This is a genomic window from Photorhabdus hindustanensis (assembly GCF_002968995.1).
GTDB classification, from domain to species: domain Bacteria; phylum Pseudomonadota; class Gammaproteobacteria; order Enterobacterales; family Enterobacteriaceae; genus Photorhabdus; species Photorhabdus akhurstii.
This window is the reverse complement of the sequence record NZ_PUWT01000052.1, coordinates 13,100-39,398: the sequence shown is the minus strand read 5'-3', so window position 1 is coordinate 39,398 and position 26,299 is coordinate 13,100. Positions and strand designations below refer to the sequence as shown.

27 protein-coding genes and 1 other RNA gene are annotated in these 26,299 nt (G+C 42.7%); 18 read left to right on the top strand and 10 right to left on the bottom strand.

The genetic code is table 11. From position 1 onward, the window contains the following. Nucleotides 1-56: 56 nt before the first annotated feature. Nucleotides 57-392 carry a hypothetical protein gene (locus C6H66_RS26940; RefSeq protein ID WP_248000722.1) on the bottom strand — a complete coding sequence of 112 codons (336 nt, stop codon included), beginning with the start codon at nt 390-392 and terminating at the stop codon, nt 57-59. A 152-nt stretch (nt 393-544) separates the two neighbouring features. Beyond that, a complete protein-coding gene (locus tag C6H66_RS17830) occupies nt 545-1,186 on the bottom strand; it encodes a fimbrial biogenesis chaperone (protein ID WP_236548173.1) in 642 nt (213 codons plus the stop codon). On the opposite strand from C6H66_RS17830, the gene C6H66_RS26935 reads away from it, so the two are divergent. After that, nucleotides 1,170-1,352 (top strand): hypothetical protein, encoded by a 183-nt coding sequence (locus C6H66_RS26935; RefSeq protein WP_248000721.1) that lies wholly within the window; start codon nt 1,170-1,172, stop codon nt 1,350-1,352. The genes C6H66_RS17830 and C6H66_RS26935 overlap by 17 nt on opposite strands. 45 nt (nt 1,353-1,397) lie before the next feature. Here C6H66_RS26935 and C6H66_RS26065 read toward each other — a convergent pair whose 3' ends face one another. Together C6H66_RS26065 and C6H66_RS17825 are read right to left on the bottom strand one after the other, a co-directional pair. Beyond that, nucleotides 1,398-1,553 carry a hypothetical protein gene (locus C6H66_RS26065; RefSeq protein ID WP_160296994.1) on the bottom strand — a complete coding sequence of 52 codons (156 nt, stop codon included), beginning with the start codon at nt 1,551-1,553 and terminating at the stop codon, nt 1,398-1,400. A gap of 32 nt (nt 1,554-1,585) precedes the next feature. Continuing rightward, nucleotides 1,586-1,963 (bottom strand): fimbrial protein, encoded by a 378-nt coding sequence (locus C6H66_RS17825; protein ID WP_046394700.1) that lies wholly within the window; start codon nt 1,961-1,963, stop codon nt 1,586-1,588. A gap of 983 nt (nt 1,964-2,946) precedes the next feature. On the opposite strand from C6H66_RS17825, the gene C6H66_RS17820 reads away from it, so the two are divergent. The 9 genes from C6H66_RS17820 to acnB all read left to right on the top strand — a co-directional run bounded on the left by C6H66_RS17820 (nt 2,947) and on the right by acnB (nt 15,318). Beyond that, the gene (locus C6H66_RS17820; RefSeq protein ID WP_036810795.1) at nt 2,947-3,525 is read left to right on the top strand and encodes a hypothetical protein; all 579 of its coding nucleotides are present in this window, start codon (nt 2,947-2,949) and stop codon (nt 3,523-3,525) included. A gap of 8 nt (nt 3,526-3,533) precedes the next feature. Beyond that, a complete protein-coding gene (locus C6H66_RS17815; protein ID WP_046394702.1) occupies nt 3,534-3,755 on the top strand; it encodes a helix-turn-helix domain-containing protein in 222 nt (73 codons plus the stop codon). A 344-nt stretch (nt 3,756-4,099) separates the two neighbouring features. Beyond that, nucleotides 4,100-4,375, top strand: coding sequence for a hypothetical protein (locus C6H66_RS17810; RefSeq protein WP_046394703.1), 276 nt, complete (start codon nt 4,100-4,102; stop codon nt 4,373-4,375). Nucleotides 4,376-4,422: 47 nt separating this feature from the next. Beyond that, nucleotides 4,423-4,791 (top strand): hypothetical protein, encoded by a 369-nt coding sequence (locus C6H66_RS17805; protein ID WP_072165120.1) that lies wholly within the window; start codon nt 4,423-4,425, stop codon nt 4,789-4,791. 594 nt (nt 4,792-5,385) lie between these two features. Then, a complete protein-coding gene (gene pdhR, locus C6H66_RS17800; protein WP_036777528.1) occupies nt 5,386-6,150 on the top strand; it encodes a pyruvate dehydrogenase complex transcriptional repressor PdhR in 765 nt (254 codons plus the stop codon). Between the two features lie 189 nt (nt 6,151-6,339). Next, on the top strand, nt 6,340-9,003 hold the full coding sequence (aceE, locus tag C6H66_RS17795) for a pyruvate dehydrogenase (acetyl-transferring), homodimeric type (protein ID WP_105396278.1): 2,664 nt from the start codon (nt 6,340-6,342) through the stop codon (nt 9,001-9,003). Nucleotides 9,004-9,017: 14 nt separating this feature from the next. Beyond that, nucleotides 9,018-10,616 (top strand): pyruvate dehydrogenase complex dihydrolipoyllysine-residue acetyltransferase, encoded by a 1,599-nt coding sequence (gene aceF / locus C6H66_RS17790; protein ID WP_105396277.1) that lies wholly within the window; start codon nt 9,018-9,020, stop codon nt 10,614-10,616. Between the two features lie 206 nt (nt 10,617-10,822). After that, a complete protein-coding gene (gene lpdA / locus C6H66_RS17785; protein ID WP_088776099.1) occupies nt 10,823-12,250 on the top strand; it encodes a dihydrolipoyl dehydrogenase in 1,428 nt (475 codons plus the stop codon). A 470-nt stretch (nt 12,251-12,720) separates the two neighbouring features. Continuing rightward, complete coding sequence (gene acnB, locus C6H66_RS17780; protein WP_105396276.1) at nt 12,721-15,318, top strand: bifunctional aconitate hydratase 2/2-methylisocitrate dehydratase; 2,598 nt, start codon at nt 12,721-12,723, stop codon at nt 15,316-15,318. Between the two features lie 812 nt (nt 15,319-16,130). On the opposite strand, the gene C6H66_RS26060 is transcribed toward acnB, so the two are convergent. After that, entirely contained in the window at nt 16,131-16,430 is a 300-nt protein-coding gene (locus C6H66_RS26060) for a Dabb family protein (RefSeq protein ID WP_036810966.1), read from the bottom strand. Between the two features lie 371 nt (nt 16,431-16,801). Here C6H66_RS26060 and C6H66_RS17770 point away from each other — a divergent pair, with 371 nt between their 5' ends. Further along, a complete protein-coding gene (locus tag C6H66_RS17770) occupies nt 16,802-17,170 on the top strand; it encodes a YacL family protein (RefSeq protein ID WP_046396958.1) in 369 nt (122 codons plus the stop codon). 134 nt (nt 17,171-17,304) lie between these two features. Then, nucleotides 17,305-18,177, top strand: a complete 873-nt coding sequence (gene mscS / locus C6H66_RS17765; protein WP_105396275.1) for a small-conductance mechanosensitive channel MscS — start codon at nt 17,305-17,307, stop codon at nt 18,175-18,177. A gap of 113 nt (nt 18,178-18,290) precedes the next feature. Here the strand turns inward: mscS and C6H66_RS17760 are convergent, their stop codons facing one another. Continuing rightward, nucleotides 18,291-18,671 (bottom strand): hypothetical protein, encoded by a 381-nt coding sequence (locus C6H66_RS17760; protein ID WP_036781312.1) that lies wholly within the window; start codon nt 18,669-18,671, stop codon nt 18,291-18,293. 235 nt (nt 18,672-18,906) lie between these two features. Here C6H66_RS17760 and argO point away from each other — a divergent pair, with 235 nt between their 5' ends. Together argO and C6H66_RS17750 are read left to right on the top strand one after the other, a co-directional pair. Further along, the gene (argO, locus tag C6H66_RS17755) at nt 18,907-19,530 is read left to right on the top strand and encodes an arginine exporter ArgO (protein ID WP_036781309.1); all 624 of its coding nucleotides are present in this window, start codon (nt 18,907-18,909) and stop codon (nt 19,528-19,530) included. 113 nt (nt 19,531-19,643) lie between these two features. After that, nucleotides 19,644-20,366: an oxidative stress defense protein gene (locus C6H66_RS17750; protein WP_036781307.1), complete on the top strand. Its 723-nt coding sequence runs from the start codon at nt 19,644-19,646 to the stop codon at nt 20,364-20,366. On the opposite strand, the gene C6H66_RS17745 is transcribed toward C6H66_RS17750, so the two are convergent. Next, the gene (locus C6H66_RS17745) at nt 20,363-21,265 is read right to left on the bottom strand and encodes a LysR family transcriptional regulator ArgP (protein ID WP_046396970.1); all 903 of its coding nucleotides are present in this window, start codon (nt 21,263-21,265) and stop codon (nt 20,363-20,365) included. The genes C6H66_RS17750 and C6H66_RS17745 overlap by 4 nt on opposite strands. Before the next feature lie 427 nt (nt 21,266-21,692). On the opposite strand from C6H66_RS17745, the gene C6H66_RS17740 reads away from it, so the two are divergent. From C6H66_RS17740 to serA, 4 genes are all read left to right on the top strand, one after another. Then, nucleotides 21,693-22,247 carry a hypothetical protein gene (locus tag C6H66_RS17740; RefSeq protein ID WP_046396960.1) on the top strand — a complete coding sequence of 185 codons (555 nt, stop codon included), beginning with the start codon at nt 21,693-21,695 and terminating at the stop codon, nt 22,245-22,247. Nucleotides 22,248-22,419: 172 nt separating this feature from the next. After that, nucleotides 22,420-22,581, top strand: coding sequence for a hypothetical protein (locus tag C6H66_RS26055; protein WP_181150233.1), 162 nt, complete (start codon nt 22,420-22,422; stop codon nt 22,579-22,581). 169 nt (nt 22,582-22,750) lie between these two features. After that, the gene (rpiA, locus tag C6H66_RS17735) at nt 22,751-23,410 is read left to right on the top strand and encodes a ribose-5-phosphate isomerase RpiA (protein WP_036810763.1); all 660 of its coding nucleotides are present in this window, start codon (nt 22,751-22,753) and stop codon (nt 23,408-23,410) included. A 273-nt stretch (nt 23,411-23,683) separates the two neighbouring features. Further along, nucleotides 23,684-24,925, top strand: a complete 1,242-nt coding sequence (gene serA, locus C6H66_RS17730; RefSeq protein WP_040153540.1) for a phosphoglycerate dehydrogenase — start codon at nt 23,684-23,686, stop codon at nt 24,923-24,925. 49 nt (nt 24,926-24,974) lie between these two features. On the opposite strand, the gene C6H66_RS17725 is transcribed toward serA, so the two are convergent. The 3 genes from C6H66_RS17725 to zapA form a co-directional block, all read right to left on the bottom strand. Next, nucleotides 24,975-25,571: a 5-formyltetrahydrofolate cyclo-ligase gene (locus tag C6H66_RS17725; RefSeq protein ID WP_036810755.1), complete on the bottom strand. Its 597-nt coding sequence runs from the start codon at nt 25,569-25,571 to the stop codon at nt 24,975-24,977. A 36-nt stretch (nt 25,572-25,607) separates the two neighbouring features. Continuing rightward, a non-coding RNA gene (gene ssrS, locus C6H66_RS17720) (6S RNA) lies at nt 25,608-25,794 on the bottom strand. 110 nt (nt 25,795-25,904) lie between these two features. Beyond that, complete coding sequence (zapA, locus tag C6H66_RS17715) at nt 25,905-26,234, bottom strand: cell division protein ZapA (RefSeq protein WP_036781297.1); 330 nt, start codon at nt 26,232-26,234, stop codon at nt 25,905-25,907. Nucleotides 26,235-26,299: the final 65 nt, after the last annotated feature.

Here is a 26,299-nt window from a genome sequence, read left to right as displayed (position 1 = left end):
TATGCTGTTGATATTAAGGTCACTCTGCCTGAATACCGTCCACCGATGCGGCGGGGTTATAACGGGACGTGGCAATCCTGACTGTCACCACAAACGCCGGGGCGGTTTCCGCCATAATCACCATTTTTCAGGTAGCTCCCTAGCCCGCCTCCCGGTAATTGATAGCGCAGGCCAAATCCCACGTTTCCCGCCACAGTGGAAGCCTTATCCCGATATAATGTCGGGTGGTTTTCTGGTGTGGGGCCGGCTATTTTAATGGCCGGGGTGCGGCCAGCTCTGGCTGATCTCGCACAACCTGACAACGCCAGCGTAATAGGCTTGTTGTCCGCTGCTTCGATATGTTCTGTACTGCGCTGTACTTTCGTTAAGCGGTATGGGTGAAAACTCGACATGGGATGTCTGCACGTTGAGTTCACAGGTTGGCTGTTCCAGCGTTAATGCCAGCGTCAGTTCTGCCGTGTTTGAACTTGCCTCCTCGGGCAGGGGGCGGTACAAAGCAGACCAGCCAGTGTCGTCCATCTGATAAAGGTCCACGGTTTTAACATTACGGTATCTCCTCCTGATAGGTGGATCCTCCTCCAAGGTCATTTATCACCGTCCAACTCACTTTAGCCGGGTAATGCACCCCTTTGAGGGGTAAAAAAAGGGTCGAGAACGGTGAGACCATGTTCTCTTTCTGTTGCTTTGTCATCAGCTCTTGTCCGCCTACTTTCAGGGAGGTGAAGGTGATGTAATAGGGTGATGGATTCGTGATCGTTATTCCCTCGGCTGTCGTTTTGAAGCGCAAAGCGCCGAAGCCCTTTTCCGGTGCAACCGGCAGCCCTGACGGGCGATACATCAATTTAATTGTGTTAGCCAGAACTTGTACGCCCCCGGAGATCTGCTTACCAGAGAGATTATTGGATTGGGTGCTTAACGGGATAGCTTGCGCGGTAAACCAGAACAGGGATTCCCGGTCAGCAGGCAGCGCCTGGCCGGTTTTGATGATACGCACCTGATTCTGGCTGCCGGGTTCCATACGAAACAGGGGGGGAGTCACTAAAAATGGCGCAGTCTTGCTCCCATCAGGGATAGAACTGACCGTCACCTGCATCAGATAGACGGCCTCTTTACTGCTATTACGTAGCAAAGCGGTTGCAGCGTAGCTATCCGCCCGGTAGATAATGCGGGTGGCATCAATCCCCACCCTCTCCGCCTGTGAGGAAGTGATCGGGCAGCCTAACAGACCGGCCACCATCATCGCTGTCATCAATCTTTTCACTGAGTCACCTAATGTGTCTGGTTTGGTGTTGCATCAGCAAGAGTTGGACTTCTCTGCCCAATTCCGCTGCTATGATGCCCTTGGTATTTGATGGCGTATGATTATTTATAAACCACTTAGAATGTTACTGGCGCTATTACTGGGCCGCTGGTACGGCGCTGGACTTGGAAACCAGCGCCATTTTGCATTTTTTCATGCCTTTTCCATCTTTTGGATTGGCTGGCTCGAATTCTGTAGTATCAGCGATAACAATAGGAGCTGCCTTAGTAACAGCGGTATTCCCGTCATACACAGCCACCTCTACGTCAGCGTTAGCATTGGCGTTTAAGATCTGGTTGCTGTTAGTAAGAGTCTGTTCCAAAAACTGTATTTGAATATCTTGTGAAGGAGTGATTTAGCATTGCTTATGGTTTTTCCCATTTTGGAACTACAGTTAGCTAGTTTAACTTCTAACTCTTTTCCTGAAGAATGAGCGCTATTGATGTCAGCACTAATGTTTGACGTTCTAACTGTTCCCATATCTAAAGTGTAAGCGCCTTTACTACCTACAATGCCTGTACCTTCAACGTTGAGATCAGGGGTCGTGGCGTCTATGGAGGCCATCACGTTTACCGTAGCGCCATCTGAAGCATGTGCCATACTCATCCCCATGCTTAGGAGTACTGCGGCTAATATGCTGGTCTTCATCATTTGCTTTTTCATTTCATACATTCCTTATCTACATCTACTGAATACATTTTGCCTAAAACAACACCATGACAGGTTAAACAATCGGACCGCCAAGGCGGTGCGTTTACTGGTCATTTAGAGTTATTTTGTTCAGTTATTAACTTGATGAAATATATGAATATAAATATTAACTTAATGAAATTATTTATGACTTATACCATTTAGTTTCAGGATTTCTGCCTTTGTTATAAGAAAGTGAATATAAAATCGATCAAAAAACGAGCTTATAACAGGCCATAATATCCGTAATGCAAGAAATAATTTCAGTTTGAAATCAAAAAATTAAGTAATTTTTTACAAAAAAATACAAAAAATCTCTTTTAAGTGATGAAATTTTCCGTATACTCCCCGGCGATTGAAGAAAACCGAACAAAATAACTCTAAATGTTCGGTTTTTTGTCCCATATCAGAAACTGATGTCATTGAAAGCCACACCACTACTTTAAGTAACGTTTTTCCTCGCTCTTACACCTTCCTACCCTTGCGCAGAAACACGGACTTCCAGAATTGCAAAAGCATTACATTAATTATTTTTATTAATTTTAGTGTTGAAGGGATTGGTTAAGATCTGATATCAGGTTTGTTTTGAACCATCATCTTCGATTCACTCTGTATTGAAATTGACCGGTACTGTGCTGGTTTTGAAAGGTGCCCAGAGTAAACCGTTCTGTGTTTGTCATACAATCTTCACAACAAAGTATCGCTGTAAACCATGTGATGGCAGGATGATAGAACAGTGACCAAGTAGCATTTGCTGTTTACTGTTTCAGGTAAATGATGACTTTTTTCTTTTTCTATCAATAAATTAATGATGGTTTTCAATGACTATCGCTCTGATTTATCTATTACTTTGAATTGTATTCTGTCTATTTAGTGATAAAAAATTATTGTAATACGATAACTTTTGAAGTACTTTAACGAAAGTTTAGTTAAACATGTATATGGAATGACACAAAATGTGTGGTGAACAGGAGTTTGTAACTAATCCTAGAATCAAGCTACTCAGCTTTCTGGCTATTATTATTGCTTCCGTTATGACAATTGGTGATATCGGGTTCCATATTGCGTCTTGGTCATTATGGCATGATACCACTCGTCAGGCTGTTCTTCAGGCGTATAGCGATCTTATGCCTGCGCTGACTGCAAAAGGATTTAAGCAATCTTTATTAAGTCAGGTGCTTTATATCTCGCTGGATACGATACCTCGTATCATATCAACCGCCTCTTATGTATTAATCGGAATTTTATTTTTCCGGTTTGCTAAAGGTGAAATATGGAGTAATCGTAATATTTCCGCTTCATTTATTATTGGTTTCCTGATGATTCTGGAGCAACTTCTTTACCCTGTGATTAATACATTACAAGGAATGGCGTTATCTGTGGATTTGGTAAAAGGACAACGGGTATTTAGTTTCTCATTTGGTGTTAATTCAGAGTCTCTGTTTATTATTATGTTTGGTGTATTCCTCCTGATATTTAGTTTAATTATGCGTGAATCTAAGAAAATAAGCGATGAGCAGCGTTATTTTATCTGAGAACCATCATGAGTATTATAATAAGGTTGGATGTGATCTTAGCGAAAAGGAAAGTAAAGTCTAAAGAGTTGGCTGCTGTTATTGGTATTACTGAGCAGAATTTATCATTGTTGAAAAATGGCAAAATAAAAGGTATCCGTATCGAGACGCTGGAAAAAATTTGTAAACATTTACAGTGTCAGCCTGGAGATATATTGGAATATGTAGAAAATGGAGAGGATAACCGCTAATACAATAAATAAAGTCATTATGTGTCTTTTGGTATCTTATAAGATGGAGCTTTATATTCATTATTCAGTGTTAAGTGCATGAAAATATTAATTATTTCATGTTTTTTATCTAGCCTGTTAATCTTCGGTGTTAATGGAACACCAGTAAAACAGGTTTTTCCTCGCGATAAGAATATATATTTCTCTCTGGGGGAATATTGTTCTGATATTCCTTGGAATGCCAGAAAGATAAAATGCATATGTAGATATTATTTACTCGATTATAAGAAATGATCTCTATTTTTATATGGTTTTAATTTAAGTTAAATTTTTATAATATATACAGCAATTCAAGGATGTTAACAATGAATAAATTTTTTATTGCTTTATTATCAATATTTGTGATTACAGGATGTTCTTCTATGCCACGGCTTACTGATAGCTATATTTCAACCTGTGGTTATTTTGAATGTAATGTCACGGATATAGTTTCAGGCAGTGAAGTTAAAATAGATAATATACGCTCTATTCCTGATGTTTTCAGGGATATCTCAAGCCAAGACAGACAAATTATCCAGTCTGGTAGAAGACCACCTTTTGAAGATAAGAGTTACCGTATTGGGGGGACTTTTAAATTCTGATTTTATTTCTTTGGTTATTTCTTTATTTTTAATTAAGGTATTTTTATATGAATTTTATAAGAAAAATAGCTGTTATCCCTTTATTTACCTTATTTACTGTATTGGCGGGTTGTACATCGTGGGAAAAACCAGGAGCAACTAAGTATGAAAGAGACAGGGATTACGCTGAATGTAAAGCATTGGGTTATTCTCAATTACCATCAGACTGGACCAGCGAAGTCGTTCATTCTTTCGAGACAAAACATTTTTCTTGTAAAGATAAAGACGAAAAAGAAGATAAATCCTGTAATCATTACGTTACTGTGCCAAAAACTGAAGTTAAGCGTTGGGATAAAAATGAATCGTCAAGGCGTTGGGTAATTTCATCCTGTATGTATAAAAAAGGGTGGAATGAAGTGACGCGCTATTGGTTTTAATGTAGTCCATTTTTACCGCCAGTAGGAGTTAAGCGGAGCTGTTGCTGGTGGTTCCTCACATATTTGCCATTATTTCTTGCTAGTGGCTAATTTTTGCCCTTCGGTTTTATTGATTTGAGCTACATTTATAACGATGGTATGCAATTGTGTTTAAAATCAACGGGTGATGATTTGGTAGCTATATTTTTTATAAAAATTCAACTATTTTATTGCTGTAACGATTCACTATACCCATTTATATGTTTAAAAAGATTAGGTTAAGATATTATTTTAGGATGTTTATTAACCTATTGGTTATCAACTTTTGCTAATTTTTAAAAAAATTGTTAAAATTTGCAGGTTTTTATGATTTAGCACAAGGTCTTTATGGACAGTTGGTGAATACTTTGTTACTTTTATGGCCCAGTAGTTTAAATTGGTATTACCAATTGACTTCGGCAAAGATCGAAATAATGTTTATCCATATAAGTACCTACCTTAAGTAGGCGTTACTGATACAGGCTGTTTGAACACTGCCTAGGTTCGAAACGACAAACAAAATAGCCTAATGAGATAGGTTCTAATTGGCTTGGTTCTAACTGACTTATAGTAAATATGGCTTATAGCAAAATCCGCCAACCAAAATTATCAGATGTTATTGAGCAGCGTCTTGAACATCTCATCCTTGAAGGATCTGTGCGTCCAGGGGAGAAGTTGCCGCCTGAGCGTGAGTTGGCGAAACAGTTTGATGTGTCACGCCCTTCACTGCGCGAAGCCATTCAGCGGTTAGAAGCTAAAGGTTTTCTTTTTCGCCGTCAGGGCGGGGGGACGTTTGTTCAGAGTAACCTCTGGCAAAGTTTCAGCGATCCACTGGCACAACTACTAGCTGGTCACCCAGAATCTCAATTTGACCTCCTTGAAACCCGCCATGCTTTGGAAGGTGTTGCTGCCTATTACGCGGCACTGCGTGGAACTGACGAAGATTTTGAACGCATTCGGCAATATCATCTCGTTATTCAACAAGCTCAGGAAAGTGGTGATGTCAATGCTGAATCCGAGGCTGTTTTGCAATATCAGCTCGTCGTTGCCGAAGCTGCGCATAATGTGGTTCTCCTTCATTTATTACGCTGTATGGCACCTATGCTGGAACAAAATATCCGGCAGAATTTTGAGTTTTTGTATACCCGCCGGGAAATGCTGACGGCTGTCAGCGATCATCGGGCGAAGATTTTTGAAGCAATAATGGCGAGGCAACCAGAGAAAGCCCGTGAGGCATCCCATCGCCACTTAGCTTTTATTGAAGATGTTTTATTAGATCTCAGCCGCGAGCACACTCGTCGCGAGCGATCATTACGACGTCTTCAACAGCATCAGGAATAAAATTAGCTGTGTAGATCTTGAAATTTGCTGCGTCTGCATAGCTAAGTTGAGTCCCTTTACTGAGGGCGCTAGCGGCAACAACAGTGAGGGCCTATCTTCCAGTCATGACCGGCTGAACGTCAAAGGGTATGACGGGAAGATAGGCTCCAAAACAATCATTAGAAACAGATAACAGATAAGGAATACACCATGTCAGACATTTTGAAAAATGACGTGGACCCGATCGAAACTCGCGACTGGTTACAGGCGATCGAATCGGTCATCCGTGAAGAGGGTGTTGATCGTGCCCAGTTCTTGATTGATCAGGTACTGAACGAAGCGCGTAAAGGTGGCGTGAATGTTGCGGCCGGTGCTGCTAACCGCGATTATATCAATACCATTGCTGTTGAGGATGAGCCTGCTTACCCTGGCAATCTGGATTTGGAGCGCCGTATTCGCTCTGCTATTCGTTGGAATGCTGTGATGACCGTGTTGCGGGCATCCAAAAAAGATCTGGAATTGGGTGGTCACATGGCTTCATTCCAGTCTTCGGCAACCATGTATGAAGTTTGTTTCAACCATTTCTTCCGTGCCCGTAATGAAAATGACGGCGGCGACTTGGTTTATTTCCAAGGTCACATCTCTCCAGGCGTCTACGCTCGCGCTTTCCTTGAAGGCCGTTTAACTGAAGAGCAGATGAATAATTTCCGTCAGGAAATTCATGGCAATGGTCTTTCTTCTTATCCGCATCCAAAATTGATGCCTGAATTCTGGCAGTTCCCAACGGTTTCAATGGGCTTGGGGCCAATCGGTGCGATTTATCAGGCTAAATTCCTTAAATATCTGGAACACCGTGGTCTGAAAGATACCTCCAAACAAACCGTTTATGCTTTCCTAGGCGACGGTGAAATGGATGAGCCAGAATCCAAAGGGGCGATCACTATCGCAACCCGTGAAAAATTGGATAACCTAGTGTTTGTTATCAACTGTAACCTGCAACGTCTGGATGGTCCAGTTACAGGTAATGGCAAAATCGTTAATGAGCTGGAAGGCATTTTTGATGGTGCCGGCTGGCAAGTGATTAAAGTGCTTTGGGGCGAGCGTTGGGATGAACTGCTGCGTAAAGATACCAGCGGTAAATTGATCCAAGTGATGAACGAAACTCTGGATGGTGATTACCAGACGTTCAAATCCAAAGATGGCGCTTATGTACGTCAGCATTTCTTTGGCCGTTACCCAGAGACTGCTGAATTAGTTAAAGATATGACTGATGACCAGATTTGGGCGCTGAACCGTGGTGGTCACGATCCTAAGAAAGTCTTCGCTGCTTTGAAAAAAGCGCAGGAAACCACCGGCAAACCAACGGTTATCCTGGCTCAGACTATCAAAGGTTACGGTATGGGTGATACCGCGGAAGGTAAAAACATCGCTCATCAGGTTAAGAAGATGAATATGGAAGGTGTTCGCCATTTCCGTGATCGTTTCAATGTTCCTGTGGCTGATGACCAACTCGAAAATCTGCCGTATGTGACTTTTGATAAAGACTCTGAAGAGTACAAATATTTGCATGAGCGTCGTGCTGCGCTAGGTGGTTATTTGCCAAGCCGTCGTACTCATTTTGAAGAGAAGCTGGAACTGCCAACGCTGGAAGATTTTGGTGCGTTGCTGGAAGAACAAAACAAAGAAATTTCTACCACTATCGCTTTCGTTCGTGCTTTGAACGTAATGTTGAAGAACAAGTCAATCAAAGATCGTCTGGTTCCAATCATTGCCGATGAAGCTCGTACTTTTGGTATGGAAGGTCTGTTCCGTCAGATCGGCATCTACAGTCCTAACGGCCAGCAGTATACTCCGCAGGACCGTGAACAGGTTGCTTACTATAAAGAAGACGCTAAAGGTCAGATTCTGCAAGAAGGCATCAATGAACTGGGTGCTGCTTCATCGTGGCTGGCGGCGGCAACCTCTTACAGCACTAATAACCTGCCAATGATTCCGTTCTACATTTACTACTCTATGTTCGGGTTCCAACGTATTGGCGACATGTGCTGGGCAGCAGGTGACCAACAGGCTCGCGGCTTCCTGATTGGTGGTACTTCCGGTCGTACAACCTTGAATGGCGAAGGTCTGCAACACGAAGACGGCCATAGTCACATTCAGTCTCTGACTATCCCTAACTGCATCTCTTACGATCCGGCATTTGCTTATGAAGTTGCTGTGATTATGCATGATGGTTTGGAGCGTATGTATGGTGAGAAACAAGAGAACATTTACTACTACATCACCACGCTGAACGAAAATTACCACATGCCGGCAATGCCGCAAGGCGCAGAAGAAGGTATCCGTAAAGGTATCTACAAGCTGGAAAGTTTGGAAGGCAGCAAAGGTAAAGTTCAGCTATTAGGTTCTGGTTCTATTCTGCGTCATGTTCGTGAAGCGGCACAGATTCTGGCTAACGATTATGGTGTGGGTTCTGATGTTTACAGCGTGACTTCATTCACTGAACTGGCTCGTGATGGTCAGGATTGTGAACGTTGGAACATGTTGCACCCAACAGAAACGCCACGCGTACCTTATGTTGCTCAGATCATGAATGAAGCACCGGCAGTGGCTTCTACTGACTATATGAAGCTGTTCGCAGAACAAATTCGTAACTTCATCCCTGCGAGCGAATTCCGCGTATTGGGTACTGACGGTTTCGGTCGTTCCGATAGCCGTGAAAACCTGCGTCATCATTTTGAAGTTGATGCTTCTTACGTGGTAGTTGCTGCTTTGGGTGAACTGGCTAAACGCGGCGAGATCGACGTGAGTGTTGTGGAAGAAGCAATCAAGAAATACAACATTAACCCAGAAAAAGTTAACCCGCGTCTGGCATAAGAGGTAAAGAATCAATGGCTATCGAAATTAAGGTACCGGATATCGGTGCGGATGAAGTTGAAGTCACCGAAATCATGGTGAAAGTTGGCGATACAGTGGAAGCTGAACAATCGCTGATTACCGTGGAAGGTGATAAGGCTTCTATGGAAGTTCCATCCCCTCAGGCGGGTGTTGTTAAAGCGATCATCATTGCGGTTGGCGATAAAGTTGAAACTGGCAAACCGATTATGATTTTTGATTCTGCGGAAGGTGCTGTAGAAGTTGCGCCAGCGGAAGAGCCAGCAGCGATAACATTGTCTTCGCGTATGGCAGAGCCAGAACCAGTGGCTTCTGCGGCTATGAATGTTCATGTACCGAATATCGGCGGTGATGAAGTTGAAGTTACCGAAGTGATGGTGAAAGTTGGCGATGCAGTGGAAGCTGAACAATCGCTGATCACCGTAGAGGGCGATAAAGCCTCTATGGAAGTACCTGCGCCATTCGCAGGTATCGTTAAAGAAATTCAAATCAAGATCGGTGATAAAGTGAAAACCGATTCTATGATTATGGTATTTGAAATTGCGGGGGCAGCGCCTGTTGCTCCGGCTGCTTCAGCTCCAGCACCAACGGCTGAACCAGAGAAGGCGGCAGCGCCGGTTATTGCTAGCAGAAGCTTCGCAGAAGAAGACAAAAATGATTTCGCTGAAAATAGCGCTTATGTTCATGCAACGCCGGTGATCCGTCGTCTGGCGCGTGAATTCGGCGTTAACCTGGCTAAAGTGAAAGGTACAGGGCGTAAAGGCCGTGTTCTGCGTGAAGACGTTCAGGCTTACGTGAAAGACGCGGTTAAACGTGCTGAATCGGCTCCTGCATCCGCCGGTGGCGGTCTGCCGGGTATGTTGCCTTGGCCGAAAGTTGATTTCAGCAAATTTGGTGAAATTGAAGAAGTTGAACTGGGCCGTATTCAGAAAATCTCTGGTGCTAACCTGAGCCGTAACTGGGTGATGATCCCACATGTTACTCAGTTCGACGAAACGGATATCACTGAAGTTGAAAACTTCCGCAAACAGCAGAATCAGGAAGCTGAGAAGAAACAGCTTGGCGTGAAGATTACTCCGCTGGTATTCATCATGAAAGCGGTAGCAAAAGCGCTGGAAGAGATGCCGCGCTTTAACAGCTCTATCTCGGAAGATGGCCAGAAACTGACGCTGAAAAAATACATCAACATTGGTGTAGCGGTTGATACACCTAATGGTCTGGTGGTTCCAGTGTTCCGTGACGTTAATAATAAAGGCATCATCGAATTGTCCCGCGAGCTGACTGAAATGTCTAAGAAAGCTCGGGCCGGCAAACTGACCGCATCTGATATGCAGGGTGGATGCTTCACTATTTCAAGCCTGGGCGGTATCGGCGGCACTGCATTTACGCCAATCGTTAATGCGCCAGAAGTGGCTATCTTGGGCGTATCCCGCTCATCAATGAAGCCGGTATGGAATGGTAAAGAGTTTGTACCACGTCTGATGCTGCCTCTGTCACTTTCCTTCGATCACCGTGTGATTGATGGTGCTGATGGTGCGCGTTTCATCACATTTATTAATCATGCGATGAGCGATATCCGCCGTCTGGTGATGTAATTTCAAAGGCCGGCCATGTGCCGGCCTGATTGTTATTGCGGTGACAGAGAAACTACTTATATCTGGTGAATTTGTTGCGAGTTCTGTCACGTTAACGCGCTTTTCAGGTTATTAACAATTCTGTAAACTGCTCGCGGTGTGTAGGTCCCGGTGGAATATATCGTTTTTGGCGCCTGACCCGCCGGACAAACAATTAAGAGGTCATGATGAGTACTGAAATTAAAGCCCAAGTTGTGGTACTTGGGGCAGGTCCAGCAGGATATTCTGCTGCTTTTCGTTGCGCGGATTTAGGTTTGGAAACCGTCCTGGTGGAACGTTACTCTACCTTAGGTGGTGTTTGTCTTAACGTTGGTTGTATCCCTTCTAAGGCATTGCTGCATGTAGCAAAAGTGATTGAGGAAGCTAAAGCGCTGGCAGATCATGGCATCGTTTTTGGTGAACCGAAAACTGACATCGAAAAAGTCCGTGTTTGGAAAGAAAAAGTTATTAATCAGCTAACCGGTGGTTTGGCTGGTATGGCTAAAGGCCGTAAAGTTAAAGTGGTTAATGGTTTTGGTAAATTTACAGGGGCTAACACGCTGGTTGTTGAAGGTGAAGGTGGCGCAACAACGATTAATTTTGATAACGCCATTATTGCCGCGGGTTCTCGTCCTATCCAATTGCCGTTTATTCCTCATGATGACCCGCGTGTTTGGGATTCTACAGATGCTTTGGCGCTGACAACGGTTCCTGGCCGCTTGTTGGTGATGGGCGGCGGTATTATCGGTCTGGAAATGGGAACCGTTTACCACGCTCTGGGTTCTCAGATTGATGTTGTTGAAATGTTGGATCAGGTGATTCCTGCTGCTGATAAAGACGTGGTGAAAGTCTTTACCAAACGTATCAGCAAACAATTCAATCTGATGCTGGAAACCAAAGTTACCGTAGTAGAAGCCAAAGAAGATGGTATCTACGTCACGATGGAAGGCAAAAACGCACCGACAGAACCACAGCGTTATGACGCGGTTCTGGTTGCCATCGGTCGTGTACCTAACGGTAAAATGCTGGATGCGGGTAAAGCTGGCGTTAACGTTGATGACCGTGGCTTTATCCATGTTGATAAGCAAATGCGCACCAATGTACCGCACATCTTTGCTATTGGCGACATCGTTGGTCAGCCGATGCTGGCGCATAAAGGCGTTCACGAAGGTCACGTTGCGGCGGAAGTGATTTCCGGTAAGAAACACTACTTTGATCCAAAAGTGATTCCATCCATTGCTTACACTGAACCAGAAGTTGCATGGGTTGGCTTGACTGAAAAAGAAGCGAAAGAGAAAGGCATTAGCTATGAAACGGCAACTTTCCCGTGGGCAGCTTCTGGCCGCGCGATTGCTTCTGATTGTGCTGACGGTATGACCAAACTGATTTTCGATAAAGAAAGCAATCGTATTATCGGTGGGGCTATTGTTGGTACTAACGGTGGTGAACTGTTGGGTGAAATCGGTCTGGCGATTGAAATGGGTTGTGATGCGGAAGATATCGCGTTGACCATCCACGCTCACCCAACGTTGCATGAATCGGTAGGTCTGGCTGCTGAAGTCTTTGAAGGCAGTATTACTGATTTGCCTAATGCGAAAGCGAAGAAAAAGAAATAATTTCTTAAATCGATTAATCTAATTTATTGAAGCGGCCTCCATTTATATGGTATATGGAGGCCGTTTTTTATTCTGGTATGGCCTGTTTGAAGAAACACGGCATAAAAAGTATGGCTTTTGTGGGTGTTACTGGCAAAAATCAGCGGAATAATCTGTTTTAATAGCTTTGTCTGCTGTTAATTCAGAATATTACTATCAGTTAATGTTACTTTTATGTGAACGAATTAACATCGCATTCAAATTTTGGTATGCTGGACGCCCGAAGCTGGGCATAACTTGTTTGCACTTACTAAGTTATGCTGGCAATCCTCTGACCTGGCACCCGGAACCATAATTAACAACCTGTCCCTGGAGGGGCTATTGTTGCGAAAACACATGTTGTTGCGCAAAGACGATAGCTTGATTAGGCTGGTTCTAAGGCGGGTGCAGAGCCGGGTAGATAAAATGACAATGAGAGCGAGGAGAAAGTCGTGCTAGAAGAATACCGCAAGCACGTAGCCGAGCGTGCAGCCCAAGGCGTCGTCCCTAAACCATTGGACGCGACACAAGCGGCGGCGTTGGTTGAGTTACTGAAGAGCCCACCAAAAGGTGAAGAAGATTTCCTGTTAGATTTGCTGATTAACCGAGTTCCCCCTGGTGTTGACGAAGCGGCGTATGTAAAAGCCGGTTTTCTTGCCGCCATTGCGAAAGGCGAAACTATTTCACCACTAATCACGCCAGAAAAGGCGATTGAACTGCTTGGAACGATGCAGGGTGGTTATAATATTCATCCTTTGATTGATGCTCTGGATAATGAAAAACTGGCTCCAATTGCAGCGAAAGCGCTCTCTCATACTTTGTTGATGTTTGACAACTTCTATGATGTAGAAGAAAAAGCAAAAGCAGGTAATCCACAAGCCAAACAAATTATGCAATCTTGGGCTGATGCGCGGTGGTATCTGGAACGCCCTGAATTGGCAGAAAAAATTACAGTCACAGTATTTAAAGTGACGGGTGAAACAAACACTGACGATTTATCTCCTGCGCAGGATGCATGGTCACGCCCTGATATTCCGCTGCATGCTCTGGCAATGTTGAAAAATGCCCGTGAAGGGATTGCCCCAGATCAAGCCGGTGTTATTGGTCCAATCAAACAGATTGAAGAGCTGAATAAGAAAGGCTATCCGCTGGCTTATGTCGGTGATGTTGTGGGTACAGGTTCTTCCCGCAAATCGGCCACTAACTCAGTGCTGTGGTTTATGGGCGACGATATTCCATTTGTGCCAAACAAACGTGGTGGTGGCGTGGTTCTGGGCGGTAAAATTGCGCCAATCTTCTTCAATACAATGGAAGATGCCGGTGCGTTGCCAATAGAGATAGATGTGACCAAATTAAATATGGGTGATGTGATTGATGTCTACCCATATAAAGGGGAAGTACGTTGCCACGACACCAATGAGTTACTGGCTGAATTTGAACTGAAAACCGATGTGTTGTTGGATGAAGTGCGTGCGGGTGGCCGTATTCCACTGATTATCGGCCGCGGTTTGACCAGTAAGGCGCGTGAGTCGCTTGGTTTACCCCCCAGTGATGTTTTCCGTCAGGCGAAAGCGGTTGAGGAAAGCAGTCGTGGTTTCTCCCTGGCTCAGAAAATGGTTGGTCGGGCATGTGGCACGGCGGGCATTCGCCCAGGTGAATACTGTGAACCTAAAATGACCTCCGTTGGTTCTCAGGATACGACCGGCCCAATGACCCGTGACGAACTGAAAGATCTGGCGTGTTTGGGCTTCTCTGCGGATCTGGTAATGCAATCATTCTGCCATACGGCTGCTTACCCTAAGCCGGTTGACGTCACTACTCACCATACCTTGCCTGACTTCATTATGAACCGTGGCGGCGTTTCTCTGCGTCCGGGCGATGGCATCATTCACTCATGGCTGAACCGTATGCTGTTGCCTGATACGGTTGGTACGGGTGGTGATTCCCATACCCGTTTCCCAATTGGTATTTCCTTCCCGGCAGGTTCTGGTCTGGTGGCGTTTGCTGCTGCGACGGGGGTGATGCCTTTGGATATGCCAGAATCGGTGTTGGTTCGTTTTAAAGGGCAGATGCAGCCCGGTATTACTTTGCGTGATTTGGTTCATGCGATTCCTTATTATGCGATTCAGCAAGGTCTTCTGACGGTGGAGAAGAAAGGTAAGAAAAACATCTTCTCTGGCCGTATCCTCGAAATCGAAGGTTTGCCAGATCTGAAAGTTGAGCAGGCGTTTGAGCTGGCGGATGCTTCTGCGGAGCGTTCTGCGGCGGGCTGTACCATTAAATTGGATAAAGCGCCGATTATTGAATACCTGCAATCTAATATTGTGCTGCTGAAATGGATGATTGCCGAAGGTTATGGTGATCGCCGTACATTGGAACGCCGCGTAATGGGTATGGAAAACTGGCTGAAAGATCCTCAATTGCTGGAAGCCGATGCTGATGCGGAATACGCAGCGGTTATCGAAATCGATCTAGCCGAAATTAAAGAACCTATTCTGTGTGCACCGAACGATCCAGATGATGCCCGTTTACTGTCTGATGTGGCGAACAGTAAAATCGATGAAGTTTTTATCGGTTCTTGTATGACTAACATTGGTCATTTCCGTGCCGCCGGTAAGTTATTGGATCAACATAAAGGTCAATTACCGACTCGTTTGTGGGTTGCTCCGCCAACGAAAATGGATGCGGCTCAACTCACAGAGGAAGGTTATTACAGCATCTTTGGTAAGAGTGGAGCACGGGTTGAAATTCCTGGCTGTTCCTTGTGTATGGGTAATCAGGCACGCGTTGCTGACGGTGTAACAGTGGTTTCTACTTCGACTCGTAACTTCCCGAATCGTCTGGGAACGGGTGCGAATGTTTACCTGGCATCGGCTGAACTGGCGGCTGTAGCTTCTCTGTTGGGACGTCTGCCTACACCGGAAGAATACCAGCAATTTATGGCTAAAGTTGATGAGACCGCGGCAGATACTTACCGTTACCTCAATTTTGATCAACTGAACCAATACACTGAAAAAGCGGATGATGTGATTTTCCAAACTGCGGTGTAATTTCGATATATTGCAATATGAACGAATGGGAGGTAAAAACCTCCCATATTACATTGCTGGCTTTTAACGTTTCGCCTATCACTACTAAGTTTTTATCAATGACAAAATAAGTGTTAATAGAAGCTGTTTTTTGCTTATCAGTGTGGTTTTAAAATCTGGAAAAAAGTAAGCGTATCGTTAAAAAGCAGATAAAAACTTTAATCATTAAAGGTAAAAAGTAGTGATTAATGGTTTTTAAAAGTGGGTGAAAAGTTCGGTGCTATAATTGACATTAAAGAGAAAGCATCGGGGAAAACGGATTTTAAATTGATTAATCAGGAAGGTAATAGTATTAACTGTATTGATAAAATTAGTAGTGAAAAAAGAAAAAACATTTATCAACATTAAAACCTATTAAATAAATGAGCTTTGATTTTAATGTTATTAAACAAATCTGTTACTCTTCCTGGTTTTACACTGCTTAACCCGTCCGATCGTTATAATTTTTACCATTTTTTCAATGATGTAGAAATCCTTCTCTTTCTTTAAATAGGTTTTTAAACAGCCTAAAATGGTCGGTAAAATCCGCTATTTTATTATCTCATTATCTTTTATAAATGATGCTGATTTTACAGCAAGCTATCACCAAATAGGTAAGGTTAAAAATTTTTTATGTAGTATTTAATTTTTGATTAAATATTTAAATCCCCCATGAGAATCCACGTAATTCTGTTTCTATCGATAATCGGCGCGTCTAATTATTCTTAGGCGCGCCAGTAATATTCGTAGTGTTGAACATTGATGAGTAAATAGTTATTCCCCAGAAATGAAAGTTATATTTCATAATCAAAGACAATGATATCGTCGACAGAATCTGTAAGGAGATCTTTTAACTTGTCATGTGCAGGGTGAGACAAATAGTTTGAAATAGCTTTTTGATCATCAAATATCATGGTGATAGCATGTGTAAAACCTTTATTCTTATTTTCACTACTTACATTACCTCCCCACTCAACAACGGAAGAAATACCTTTGATTTGATGTGGCATCGAAATCGCGGTATCTCTTATCGTCGTTAATTGTTGTTCTTGTATTTCGGGTGCGAATTTTAACAAAAGAATATGACGTATCATAATGGCTCCTGAAAAGTATCTTTGTTTTTCCAGACAAGATAGAAAATAGCTGGTTGTATTGCAAGGCTCTTGAATATACCTCATCGATTCGTGGATGTGTGTTCGATTTTGCTGTTTCTGTTTCTCTGAGATATTATTAATTATAGTGTATTTGTTTATATTTGCACTAAGGCTGAACTCTTCTCCGATGAAAGCCATAGCAGACACAAACTTCAAGGATAGCTTGGGGTGGACATTTCGGTTATCAGGTGCAAACCATATCGTTGTGTCAGCATAGAGGCGTTAGTCTCACACTTCTTGCAGTTTGTGGGCTGATTCTGGGGCGGAATTGCTAGGAAATTTAGAACGGAAAGAAGCACCGGAGGTTAATGATGGACTACGAATTTTTGCTGGATGTCACTGGGAAGGTGACTAGCCGATTCTCAATGGATCATGAAGCTATTGGTCAGTGGCTGAATGAAGAAGTTAACGGTGATTTAACGGTGATAGATAAAGTTGCCGCAGCACTGGCTGAAATTAAAGGTAGTGAACGTCAATGGCAACTTGTGGGTCACGAATATACGCTGCTAATGGATGAGGAAGAGGTTATGGTTCGTGCTAATCAGCTTGAGTTTGAAACTGATTCGATGGAGGAGGGCATGAGCTATTACGATAATGAGAGCTTGTCTTTTTGTGGTACCAAGGATTTTCTTGATATGTTGACCGATTATCGGGACTTTATTTTAAAAAACGATTGGTAAAAAGCTGTATATAGACAAAAAGAATTTTCTGGCACGATAGATTTTTTCTTACTGTTAATGGTTGTTATGAAGGATAGTCATTGAGTAATTTTACTCAATTATAGTTGAATAGCTAAAGAATCAAGGTGGTTTTAATGGAAGATATCAATCTGTCTGGTGGCATTAATGAAGCTACAAGCTGGCTTATTAATCATCAGGATTTAATCATTCAATATCTGGTCAATACTGTTGCTGCTATTCTGATTCTTATTCTGGGATTGATGGCGGCGAAACTCATTAGTAAGGGCGTGAGAAGAGTTATGTCATTGCGCGGCATTGATGTAACGGTATCAGATTTCCTGGCTGCTATTGTTCGTTATTCGATTATTGCGTTCACTATTATTGCAGTTTTGGGCAAATTAGGCGTTCAGACGGCTTCTGTCATTGCGGTTATCGGTGCTGCTGGTTTAGCTGTTGGTTTGGCTTTACAAGGTTCTTTGTCCAACTTTGCCGCAGGGGTATTGCTGGTGGCTTTTCGTCCAATCCGTGCGGGCGAATATGTTATTCTGGGCGCGGTTGAGGGCACAGTTGTTCAGGTGCAGATTTTCTCTACTACATTGCGTACAGCGGATGACAAGATCATCGTAATCCCGAATGGGAAAATTATTGCTGATAATGTTATTAATACCAGTCGTGAACCGAATCGCCGAACTCAGATTATGGTCGGTGTTGCGTATAATGCGGATATTGATGAAGTTAAAAAAGTATTAGGGGATGTTATTGCCGCAGACAACCGTATTCAGCATGACAAAGGCGTGACGATTCGTTTGCATGAAATGGCGCCTTCTTCACTGAATTTTGTTGTGCGTGTATGGACTGCCAATGGCGATGCTTGGGAGGTCTATTGGGATTTGATGGAGAATTTTAAACGCACATTGGATAAACACAATATCAGTATTCCTTATCCACAAATGGATGTTTATTTGCATCAGAACCAAGCTATGGCGCGGAGTAAAATGGGTGATTAATTCAGAGGATATTGGATAATAACCATCTGATGGTGTGAATAGGCTGTAAATCTTTACCGGTAAATCAGCGCCGCGCTGTGGATAGCGCGGACGCTCTATTATTCTGGCTTATTTTACTGGCATAAGGTATTAAGGTTGTTTTTAATAAAATCATCGCTGATATCTTCTGTCAGTGCTATTTTCTTGTTATCAGACAAGCAAAGGATAGCAGACGAAACATCTGAAGTATGGAAATTAATATCAGCAGTGACTATCCCATCGCCTTTTTCACCCCGTATTTTAAGAACGAAACGTTCACAGCCTTTTTCACATAAGAAAGGCTGATAATTACTGAGCTCCACATCTGTAATATTTGCTGTACCAATATAATATTCAATTATTTCATAGTGGTTTAATGTCTCTTCAACATCATTTCGCAGCAAATAGTAGTTTCTGACAGTAAGAGCGGCAATAATAATGATTGCTAACAGCATGAAACCCGTAATTTTTTTCAAAATAACCTCTTCCTCTTATTTTCATAGCATTGATAGATTCATTAATGCTTTTAGTGTGTATTAGCTTGATTTTCTTTGAATTAATCAAATAGTTTTCCTATAAAAACCTGCTTTTTGGTTGGTTATTAAAATTTCTTATGATCAATTAGAAGCATTTATTTCCTCTAATGAGCTATTCTTCTTAATATTCTGAACATTGAAATAGCAAAGTGAATAATTATTGAGGAGTTTTTTTATGTTATCGACATTTGTGCAGGGTTTTTTTCTTAGCGCAGCAATGATTTTGCCTCTTGGTCCACAAAATGCCTTTGTTATGCAGCAAGGTAGCAGGAGACAATTTCATTTGATGAGCGCAACTTTGTGCGCGATCAGTGATGGTTTTCTGATTGGTGTCGGTGTATTTGGTGGTAGTGCATTACTGAGTCAGTCAACTTTACTCTTGCAATTTGTCACCTGGGGGGGTGTTGCTTTTTTATTCTGGTATGGATGGGGGGCCTTACGTGTGGTTTTGTTTGCCAATGTTGAACAGGTGCAGGCGAGTAGTACGGCAAAAAACCGTTGGCGGGTCATTGCGATTATCTTTGCGGTCACTTGGTTAAATCCGCATGTTTATTTAGACACCATTGTTGTTCTGGGCAGTATTGGTGGCCAGTTATCCTCAGAACTCAGGCCCTGGTTTACTTTTGGTGCCGCAAGCGCTTCTGTTAGTTGGTTTTTTTCTCTGTCATTGCTAGCCGCATGGTTTTCCCCTGTGTTAAGTAAGCCGCTTTCTCAACGGATTATTAATGGGTTTATCTGTGTCATTATGTGGTATATCGCATGGCAACTTGCTAAGCAGGGATTACTAATTTCTGATTGAGCTGGACACTTCTTTGCATGCACTCTCTGTGTTAGTGTTTTATTCATCCCATGTATATTTCGGTTTTTCCGTGGGATGAACATTTTCTGTAACAGGTTTTCTTCGGAGGTTGTGTGAAATTGAAATCATTAGGGTTGGCCGCCATGTTAAGTGCCGGGGTGCCACTTGCTGCACAGGCTGCTGATTTACCCGGAGTCCCTCATGTTATTACTTCTGGTAATGCGGTAGTGAAAGCTGAACCGGATATAGCAACATTGATGATTAACGTCAATATTTCTGCTAAAGATGCTTCTGGAGCTAAAAAGCAGGTTGATGAGCTAGTTGCTAAATATTTTGATTTTCTGAAAAAGAACGGCATTGAAAAGAAAGATATTGATGCAGCGAATCTGCGTACTCAGCCTGATTATGAGTATGACAATGTATCTGGCAAATCGGTGCTGAAAGGTTATCGTGCGATCCGTTCAGTGGAAGTGAAGGTTCGTAAGTTAGAGCAACTTAATGATCTGCTAGATGGAGCATTAAAAGCGGGTTTGAACGAAATCGTATCTGTTCAGTTTGGGGTGGACAATCCGCAAAAATATCGTGATGAAGCCCGTCAGAAAGCCATTGAGAATGCGATTGAACAAGCTGACGCACTGGCGAAAGGCTTTAATAGCAAAGTGGGTTCGATATACAGTATCAATTACCGAGCGCCAGAGATAATTGACCATATGAAGTATCGCAATTCTGATGTGATGATGGCGGGAGGTGCTGCTGCTGGAGTGGGTGAAACTTACCAGCAGGATAGCATCAATTTCAGCGATCAGGTTGATGTTGTGTTTGAACTAAAACCTTAATCCGTGTCATCTTGTCTTAACATCTGACGCCCAAGTTTCAATAGGGCGTCAGTCACCTTTTTCATGGTCCTGCTTTCCGGTGCGAAACGATGCCAATAGAGCATCCGGCGCTGACATAAACCCGGCGTCAGGTCGATCAGTTCACCATTTTTCAATTCCTGATCAATCTGTAAATGAGGGATCATACAACAGGTGGAACCCTGTTTTGCCAGTTGTACAAAGGCTTCAGATGAGTTGACGATATGACATGGAACGCTACCCGGCGACAACTCGAAGTTCTGTTGTAAAAATGCCTGATGCATATCATCCAGATGGTCGAATGCAACCGCAGGGGCTTTTAGTAACGCTGAACGGGTAACTCCATTTGGGAAATAGCGGGCAGCAAATTCTGGCGAGGCGACAAACAGATAATCCAGCGCTCCTAATTTATCGACCAGACAACTGGGTAAGGGTTGTGGTTGAATACTGACCGCGCCAACGACTTCACCTCTTCTTAACTGTTCCTGAGTCCGAGTTTCGTCTTCAACTTGAATATTGAGTCGGATAGGCAAATCAGCAAGTACCGGATGTAGTGCCGGCAACAGCCAGGTTGCTAAGCTGTCAGCATTGACTGCCAATGAAAGCAGCAATGGCGTATCTGTCCCTTGTTCATCGCCTAACCACTGTTCTTCCAACAATTCTACCTGATGTAATAGCGCCAGGAGTTTTTGTCCTTGTTCTGTGGGGCGCGGAGGAACGGTGCGTACTAGCAGAGGCTGGCCGAACAGATTTTCCAACTGTTTGATACGTTGAGAAACCGCGGATTGAGTGATACAGAGTTTGTGGGCTGCGCGTTCGAAACCACGTTCACGGACAACAGCATCCAAGGCTTGCAGTGTTCGGTAATCAGGACGTTTCATTACAGAAAGATTCTCCATTTATGTTTCCGCATAGCACTATTTATGTTTCCGTATAGCACTATGCCATATTTTTCTGATGGATGAGGCAATTTATCTGGTGTGTTGTAAAGCCTCACCTGCCAAAGATTACCGATGTTACATCCAATTTTGGAGAAATTTCGTTGATTGGTGGCCTTTATGGGAAGGGGGTTCCATTTTTGAAGGTTACGTTTGTTAACGTGGTTGAATAAATAATATGCTCGGGGGAACAACAACTGTGTGAAGTTGTTTTGGTTAGCTTAATAATTAGCTTTTGATTGAATTAGGGTGATTAAATTAAGGATTGTTTGCATGTTTCGTTTAAGTGTGGATTTTTCATAAAATTGTCTAAAAGACGTTATTTTTGGCTATTTAATAATAATAAAAATGTAAGTAAGGTTACTTTATTATGCTGTCACTGAAACATGTTGCACAATTAACATACAATACTTTGCAGTTATATATGGATCAGAGAGGAATAGATTTGGCGGTCGGTCCTGTCTCTGACAGCGATGCAAATATGCTAACGGGAGCATATGGTGAGCTTAACTGGGACTATTATATTACAGAGATCGGTAATCGACATGACTGTTTCAGCTTATGTATAAAATTTGTCATATCAAGGGAAAATTTTCAAATTGAATCTGCTCCCGCTGGAGTCGCTTTGTCCATATATGATTTGAGTGATAAGAGTTTTAACATCCATGTATTGGAAAATTTTGTGAAAGATATGGAAAATCATCCGTTGCATAGAAAGATGCTTTTGTATACTCTATATGCAACATTGATTTTCATGAATATGTCTGGTGGTGAAGACATCAGGATTCATGAACCTGTTAAGGATAAAATAGCTTACTATCGTTCGTTTGGTTTTGAGCTGGAGCGCTGCGGATATGTAATGTCATGTGATCTTAAAACATTAACGGCAAAGTTGGAGAGCAGGTCTAAGGAATCAGTTCTTTGACATCTCTGCGTTTAGATGTGCGTTATGGTATCCAGGTAGAACCAAATAAAATAGCTATTTTGTTTATTTAAATTTGTTGCGATGGTCATAACAGAGAGATTTTGTCGGGAATTTTTTCCTGCTATGACGAAATCAGTTCAGTAATATGAAGTTGTTTTATGAGGTGTTGCTAATGAGAATACAAAAAGAACCGATGTTCGATACCATTCAAACGTATAAAAAAGTTGGGGAGACCTTGGATTTTCTCATGAAAGTAGGTCCGGCTTTGGAAGAACATGCACAGGCACCAAGCCAAGAAAAGCAAGGTCGTCGTCGTAACAAAGAAGCTGCATAAACATCACTCTTTTTTTCGCCCGCCCTATGGCGGGTTTTGGCATCATTTAATCTTATATTTCCCGTGACTTATCCTATTCAACTTTAATTGAATTGCGGTTTCTTTGTTGCTATCAAAGTTTATACTAGTCGAGGTCTTTCCTTGTAACTGATATAGGCAATGAATTGATATGACTCAGGACGAATTGAAAAAAGCAGTGGGTTGGGCAGCACTCGAATTTGTTACACCAGGAACAATTGTGGGCGTGGGGACTGGTTCAACGGCTTCACATTTTATTGATGCCCTCGGTTCCATTAAAGATCAGATTGAAGGGGCAGTATCCAGCTCTGAGGCTTCTACTGAGAAGTTAAAAAGTTTGGGCATTCCTGTATTCGATTGTAATGAAGTGGATTCCCTTGATATCTATGTTGATGGCGCGGATGAAATCAATGGCAATATGCAGATGATTAAAGGCGGTGGCGCTGCATTAACGCGTGAAAAAATCATTGCTGCAATAGCGAAAAAATTCGTTTGTATTGTTGATGCTTCTAAGAAAGTTGATGTATTAGGTAAATTTCCTCTGCCGGTCGAAGTGATTCCAATGGCTCGCGCCTATGTTGCTCGTGAGTTGGTTAAATTGGGGGGAGTACCAAAATATCGTCAGAATGTTGTGACTGATAACGGCAATATGATCCTTGACGTGCATAATCTAGCCATACTCGATCCTGTTGAGTTAGAGAATAAAATTAATCGTATCTCAGGTGTGGTGACTGTAGGATTATTTGCTAACCGTGGTGCGGATATTATATTGATGGGAACACTTGATGGAGTGAAAACCATCACTCAATAATATTATTCATAGAGGGCGAAGTTCTTCGCCCTTAAAAAATTTTTCACTGTTAAAATCGGAGAAGAATTTAGTGATATATTTTATATCTATGATTGTTATTTAACCTAAATCCTAATTTTGTGCTCTTTCAGATCATTTTATTCCGCATAATAACTACTTTGTTAAGACTTATGTGACGGGAATAGCAATCGTTTATATTGCTGTGTTCGTTTTTTTTGTTATGTTGAGAGAATGAATCTTAAATGTAACGAAGCGTAACAATAGGCAGGATAAATGGTTAAGGTATCTCTGGAAAAAGATAAGATTAAATTTTTGCTATTGGAAGGCGTGCATCAGAGCACGGTAGAAAATCTGCGAGCAGCCGGTTATAGCAATATCGAATATCATAAGGGAGCGTTAGATTCCGAAGAGTTAAAAGAGGCAATTCGTGATGCTCATTTTGTTGGTATCCGTTCCCGCACACAACTGACCGAAGACATTTTTCAGGCAGCCGAAAAATTGGTTGCTGTAGGTTGTTTCTGTATTGGCACCAATCAGGTTAATCTGAAAGCGGCTGCGAAACGTGGTATTCCTGTCTTTAATGCGCCATTTTCTAATACCCGTTCTGTTGCTGAAATGGTCCTTGGCGAATTGTTGTTACTGCTGCGTCGTATCCCTTTAGCGAATGCGAAAGCTCATCGAGGCGTGTGGGATAAGCAGGCTAAGGGCTGCTATGAAGTGCGTGGGAAAAAACTGGGTATTATCGGTTACGGTCATATTGGTACTCAGCTTGGTATTCTGGCTGAAAATATCGGTATGGATGTCTACTTTTACGATATTGAAAACAAATTGCCATTAGGTAATGCTCATCAGGTACGTCATTTGTCAGAATTACTGAATATGAGTGATGTGGTGAGTTTGCATGTACCAGAAACGCCATCAACTAAAAATATGATTGGTGCAACCGAACTTACATTGATGAAACCGGGTTCTATCTTGATTAATGCTTCACGTGGAACGGTGGTGGATATCCCGGCATTATGCGATGCATTGGAAAGTGAACATCTGTCAGGGGCGGCTGTGGATGTGTTCCCCATTGAGCCGGCGACCAATAATGATCCGTTTGAGTCACCGTTGTGTAAATTTGATAATGTGTTGCTGACGCCACATATTGGAGGTTCTACCCAAGAAGCGCAGGAAAATATTGGTTACGAAGTCGCCGGAAAGTTAGCGAAATACTCTGACAATGGTTCTACCTTATCGGCAGTAAACTTCCCAGAAGTGTCTCTTCCTGTTCATGCTGATGATACCAACCGGTTTCTGCATATTCATGAAAATCGGCCGGGTATATTGAACAGTATTAACCAAGTGTTTGCTGAACAGGATATCAATATTGCCGCTCAGTATCTGCGTACCAGTGGGGATATGGGTTATGTGGTTATTGATATTGTGACTGAAAATCCGGCTCAAGCTGAAATGGTATTTCAGAAACTGAAAGCATTGCCGGGTACTATCCGTTCTCGTCTGCTTTACTGATTATTTTGATATGTCACAAATGGGCGTTTTGTATAAGGCGCCTATTTTTTTACTGCCAATGCCAGATTTTTTCAGGTGTGATGATTTCTGGTAATGGAATATCCCATTCGGCTGTTGGTAGTGTATCGACTAACTGGCAGTTATGTGCCAAACCTATCGGATAGAAGTTTTTTTGTTGCCATTGCTTCAATGTACGATCGTAAAAACCACCACCCATGCCAAGCCGCTGCCCTGTGCGGGCAAAAGCAACCAGCGGGATCATCATGATATCCAGCTCTGATAACGGTAAAACTTGCCTAACATCTAGCGGTGGCTCTTCTATATTGAAGCGATTTCTGACAAGCGGGGTATTGGGTTGATAGTTTAAAAACAGCAGATGGTGATGACGGAAAGGATGTAATACGGGCAGATAGATCTGCTTATTTTGCTGCCAGAGTTGGTTAATCAGTGGACGGGTGTCGAGCTCACCATCAAACGAAAGAAATAGTGCGATTTTGTTGGCTTGGCAAATTTTGGGGTGGTTGAGCGCTCGCTCAGCAGCTTGTCTTGCAAACAGCGATTGTTGTTCAGAAGTGAGTTGACGACGTTGCTGGCGTATTTTCTTTCTAATGCTTTGTCTGAGTGATAATAGAGACTCTGATTGCATAGAACCTGCGATGGATAGCAGCAGCGATTAAGGTTGAGATTCTCCAAGATGCCGTTACAGGTAGTAACCCTTGAACCCTTGGTTCAAGGTGAACGCAGCGTCGCAGCTTTTAGGCTTCTCGGCCAAACCGAGCATGCACACCAGACTACGGAGCACCACATTCTATAATGTATGAAATATCGGCTCAGGGGACTTTCCCCGTTCACGAACATCTCAGAGAAATTTATTCAGTGCTTGTAAGCAACTTTGTGACACCTATTGTATGAAACTAAATACAGAAAGCAACTAATTCTCGAATGATTCACTCACTAATGTATGATTTATCAATAGAATTCATTCATTTGGTGAAATAGTGCTCTCAGTGATACGACCTTGTTCCACCAGTGCTTGTTCTATAGTCTGTTGAAGCATCTTTATTTTCTGTTCCATATTATAGGCATAGTCACGGGTTTTCACTTTTTCTTGTGCCAATTCGTGACAGATATTCAATGCCACAATAAAAATCAGTTGTTCAGTATTGGTTACTCTGGTGCGTTCTTTCAAATCTTCTAAACGTTGTTCAAGTTCCACAGCCGCAGCCAGTAATGCTTCTTTTTGCTCTGATGGACAATTGACACGTAGTGACCGCCCAAAAATCTGGATATCTACCGGTTGTGCAGACATGACCCCTTCCTGACTTATTGCTGCGCTCCGGTTTTAATTCTGAATTATAGAATTGAAACCGGCGC

What these genes read in the sequence shown, in the direction of transcription:
- lpdA (WP_088776099.1), top strand. Translation starts at nt 10,823, where the DNA reads ATGAGTACTGAAATTAAAGCCCAAGTTGTGGTACTTGGGGCAGGTCCA.
- C6H66_RS26060 (WP_036810966.1), bottom strand. Translation starts at nt 16,430, where the DNA reads ATGATACGTCATATTCTTTTGTTAAAATTCGCACCCGAAATACAAGAA.
- C6H66_RS17745 (WP_046396970.1), bottom strand. Translation starts at nt 21,265, where the DNA reads ATGAAACGTCCTGATTACCGAACACTGCAAGCCTTGGATGCTGTTGTC.
- aceF (WP_105396277.1), top strand. Translation starts at nt 9,018, where the DNA reads ATGGCTATCGAAATTAAGGTACCGGATATCGGTGCGGATGAAGTTGAA.
- argO (WP_036781309.1), top strand. Translation starts at nt 18,907, where the DNA reads ATGTTATCGACATTTGTGCAGGGTTTTTTTCTTAGCGCAGCAATGATT.
- C6H66_RS26940 (WP_248000722.1), bottom strand. Translation starts at nt 392, where the DNA reads ATGTCGAGTTTTCACCCATACCGCTTAACGAAAGTACAGCGCAGTACA.
- zapA (WP_036781297.1), bottom strand. Translation starts at nt 26,234, where the DNA reads ATGTCTGCACAACCGGTAGATATCCAGATTTTTGGGCGGTCACTACGT.
- C6H66_RS17770 (WP_046396958.1), top strand. Translation starts at nt 16,802, where the DNA reads ATGGACTACGAATTTTTGCTGGATGTCACTGGGAAGGTGACTAGCCGA.
- pdhR (WP_036777528.1), top strand. Translation starts at nt 5,386, where the DNA reads ATGGCTTATAGCAAAATCCGCCAACCAAAATTATCAGATGTTATTGAG.
- mscS (WP_105396275.1), top strand. Translation starts at nt 17,305, where the DNA reads ATGGAAGATATCAATCTGTCTGGTGGCATTAATGAAGCTACAAGCTGG.
- C6H66_RS26055 (WP_181150233.1), top strand. Translation starts at nt 22,420, where the DNA reads ATGAGAATACAAAAAGAACCGATGTTCGATACCATTCAAACGTATAAA.
- C6H66_RS17815 (WP_046394702.1), top strand. Translation starts at nt 3,534, where the DNA reads ATGAGTATTATAATAAGGTTGGATGTGATCTTAGCGAAAAGGAAAGTA.
- C6H66_RS17740 (WP_046396960.1), top strand. Translation starts at nt 21,693, where the DNA reads ATGCTGTCACTGAAACATGTTGCACAATTAACATACAATACTTTGCAG.
- C6H66_RS17825 (WP_046394700.1), bottom strand. Translation starts at nt 1,963, where the DNA reads ATGAAAAAGCAAATGATGAAGACCAGCATATTAGCCGCAGTACTCCTA.
- aceE (WP_105396278.1), top strand. Translation starts at nt 6,340, where the DNA reads ATGTCAGACATTTTGAAAAATGACGTGGACCCGATCGAAACTCGCGAC.
- C6H66_RS17820 (WP_036810795.1), top strand. Translation starts at nt 2,947, where the DNA reads ATGTGTGGTGAACAGGAGTTTGTAACTAATCCTAGAATCAAGCTACTC.
- C6H66_RS17805 (WP_072165120.1), top strand. Translation starts at nt 4,423, where the DNA reads ATGAATTTTATAAGAAAAATAGCTGTTATCCCTTTATTTACCTTATTT.
- rpiA (WP_036810763.1), top strand. Translation starts at nt 22,751, where the DNA reads ATGACTCAGGACGAATTGAAAAAAGCAGTGGGTTGGGCAGCACTCGAA.
- serA (WP_040153540.1), top strand. Translation starts at nt 23,684, where the DNA reads ATGGTTAAGGTATCTCTGGAAAAAGATAAGATTAAATTTTTGCTATTG.
- C6H66_RS17725 (WP_036810755.1), bottom strand. Translation starts at nt 25,571, where the DNA reads ATGCAATCAGAGTCTCTATTATCACTCAGACAAAGCATTAGAAAGAAA.
- C6H66_RS17810 (WP_046394703.1), top strand. Translation starts at nt 4,100, where the DNA reads ATGAATAAATTTTTTATTGCTTTATTATCAATATTTGTGATTACAGGA.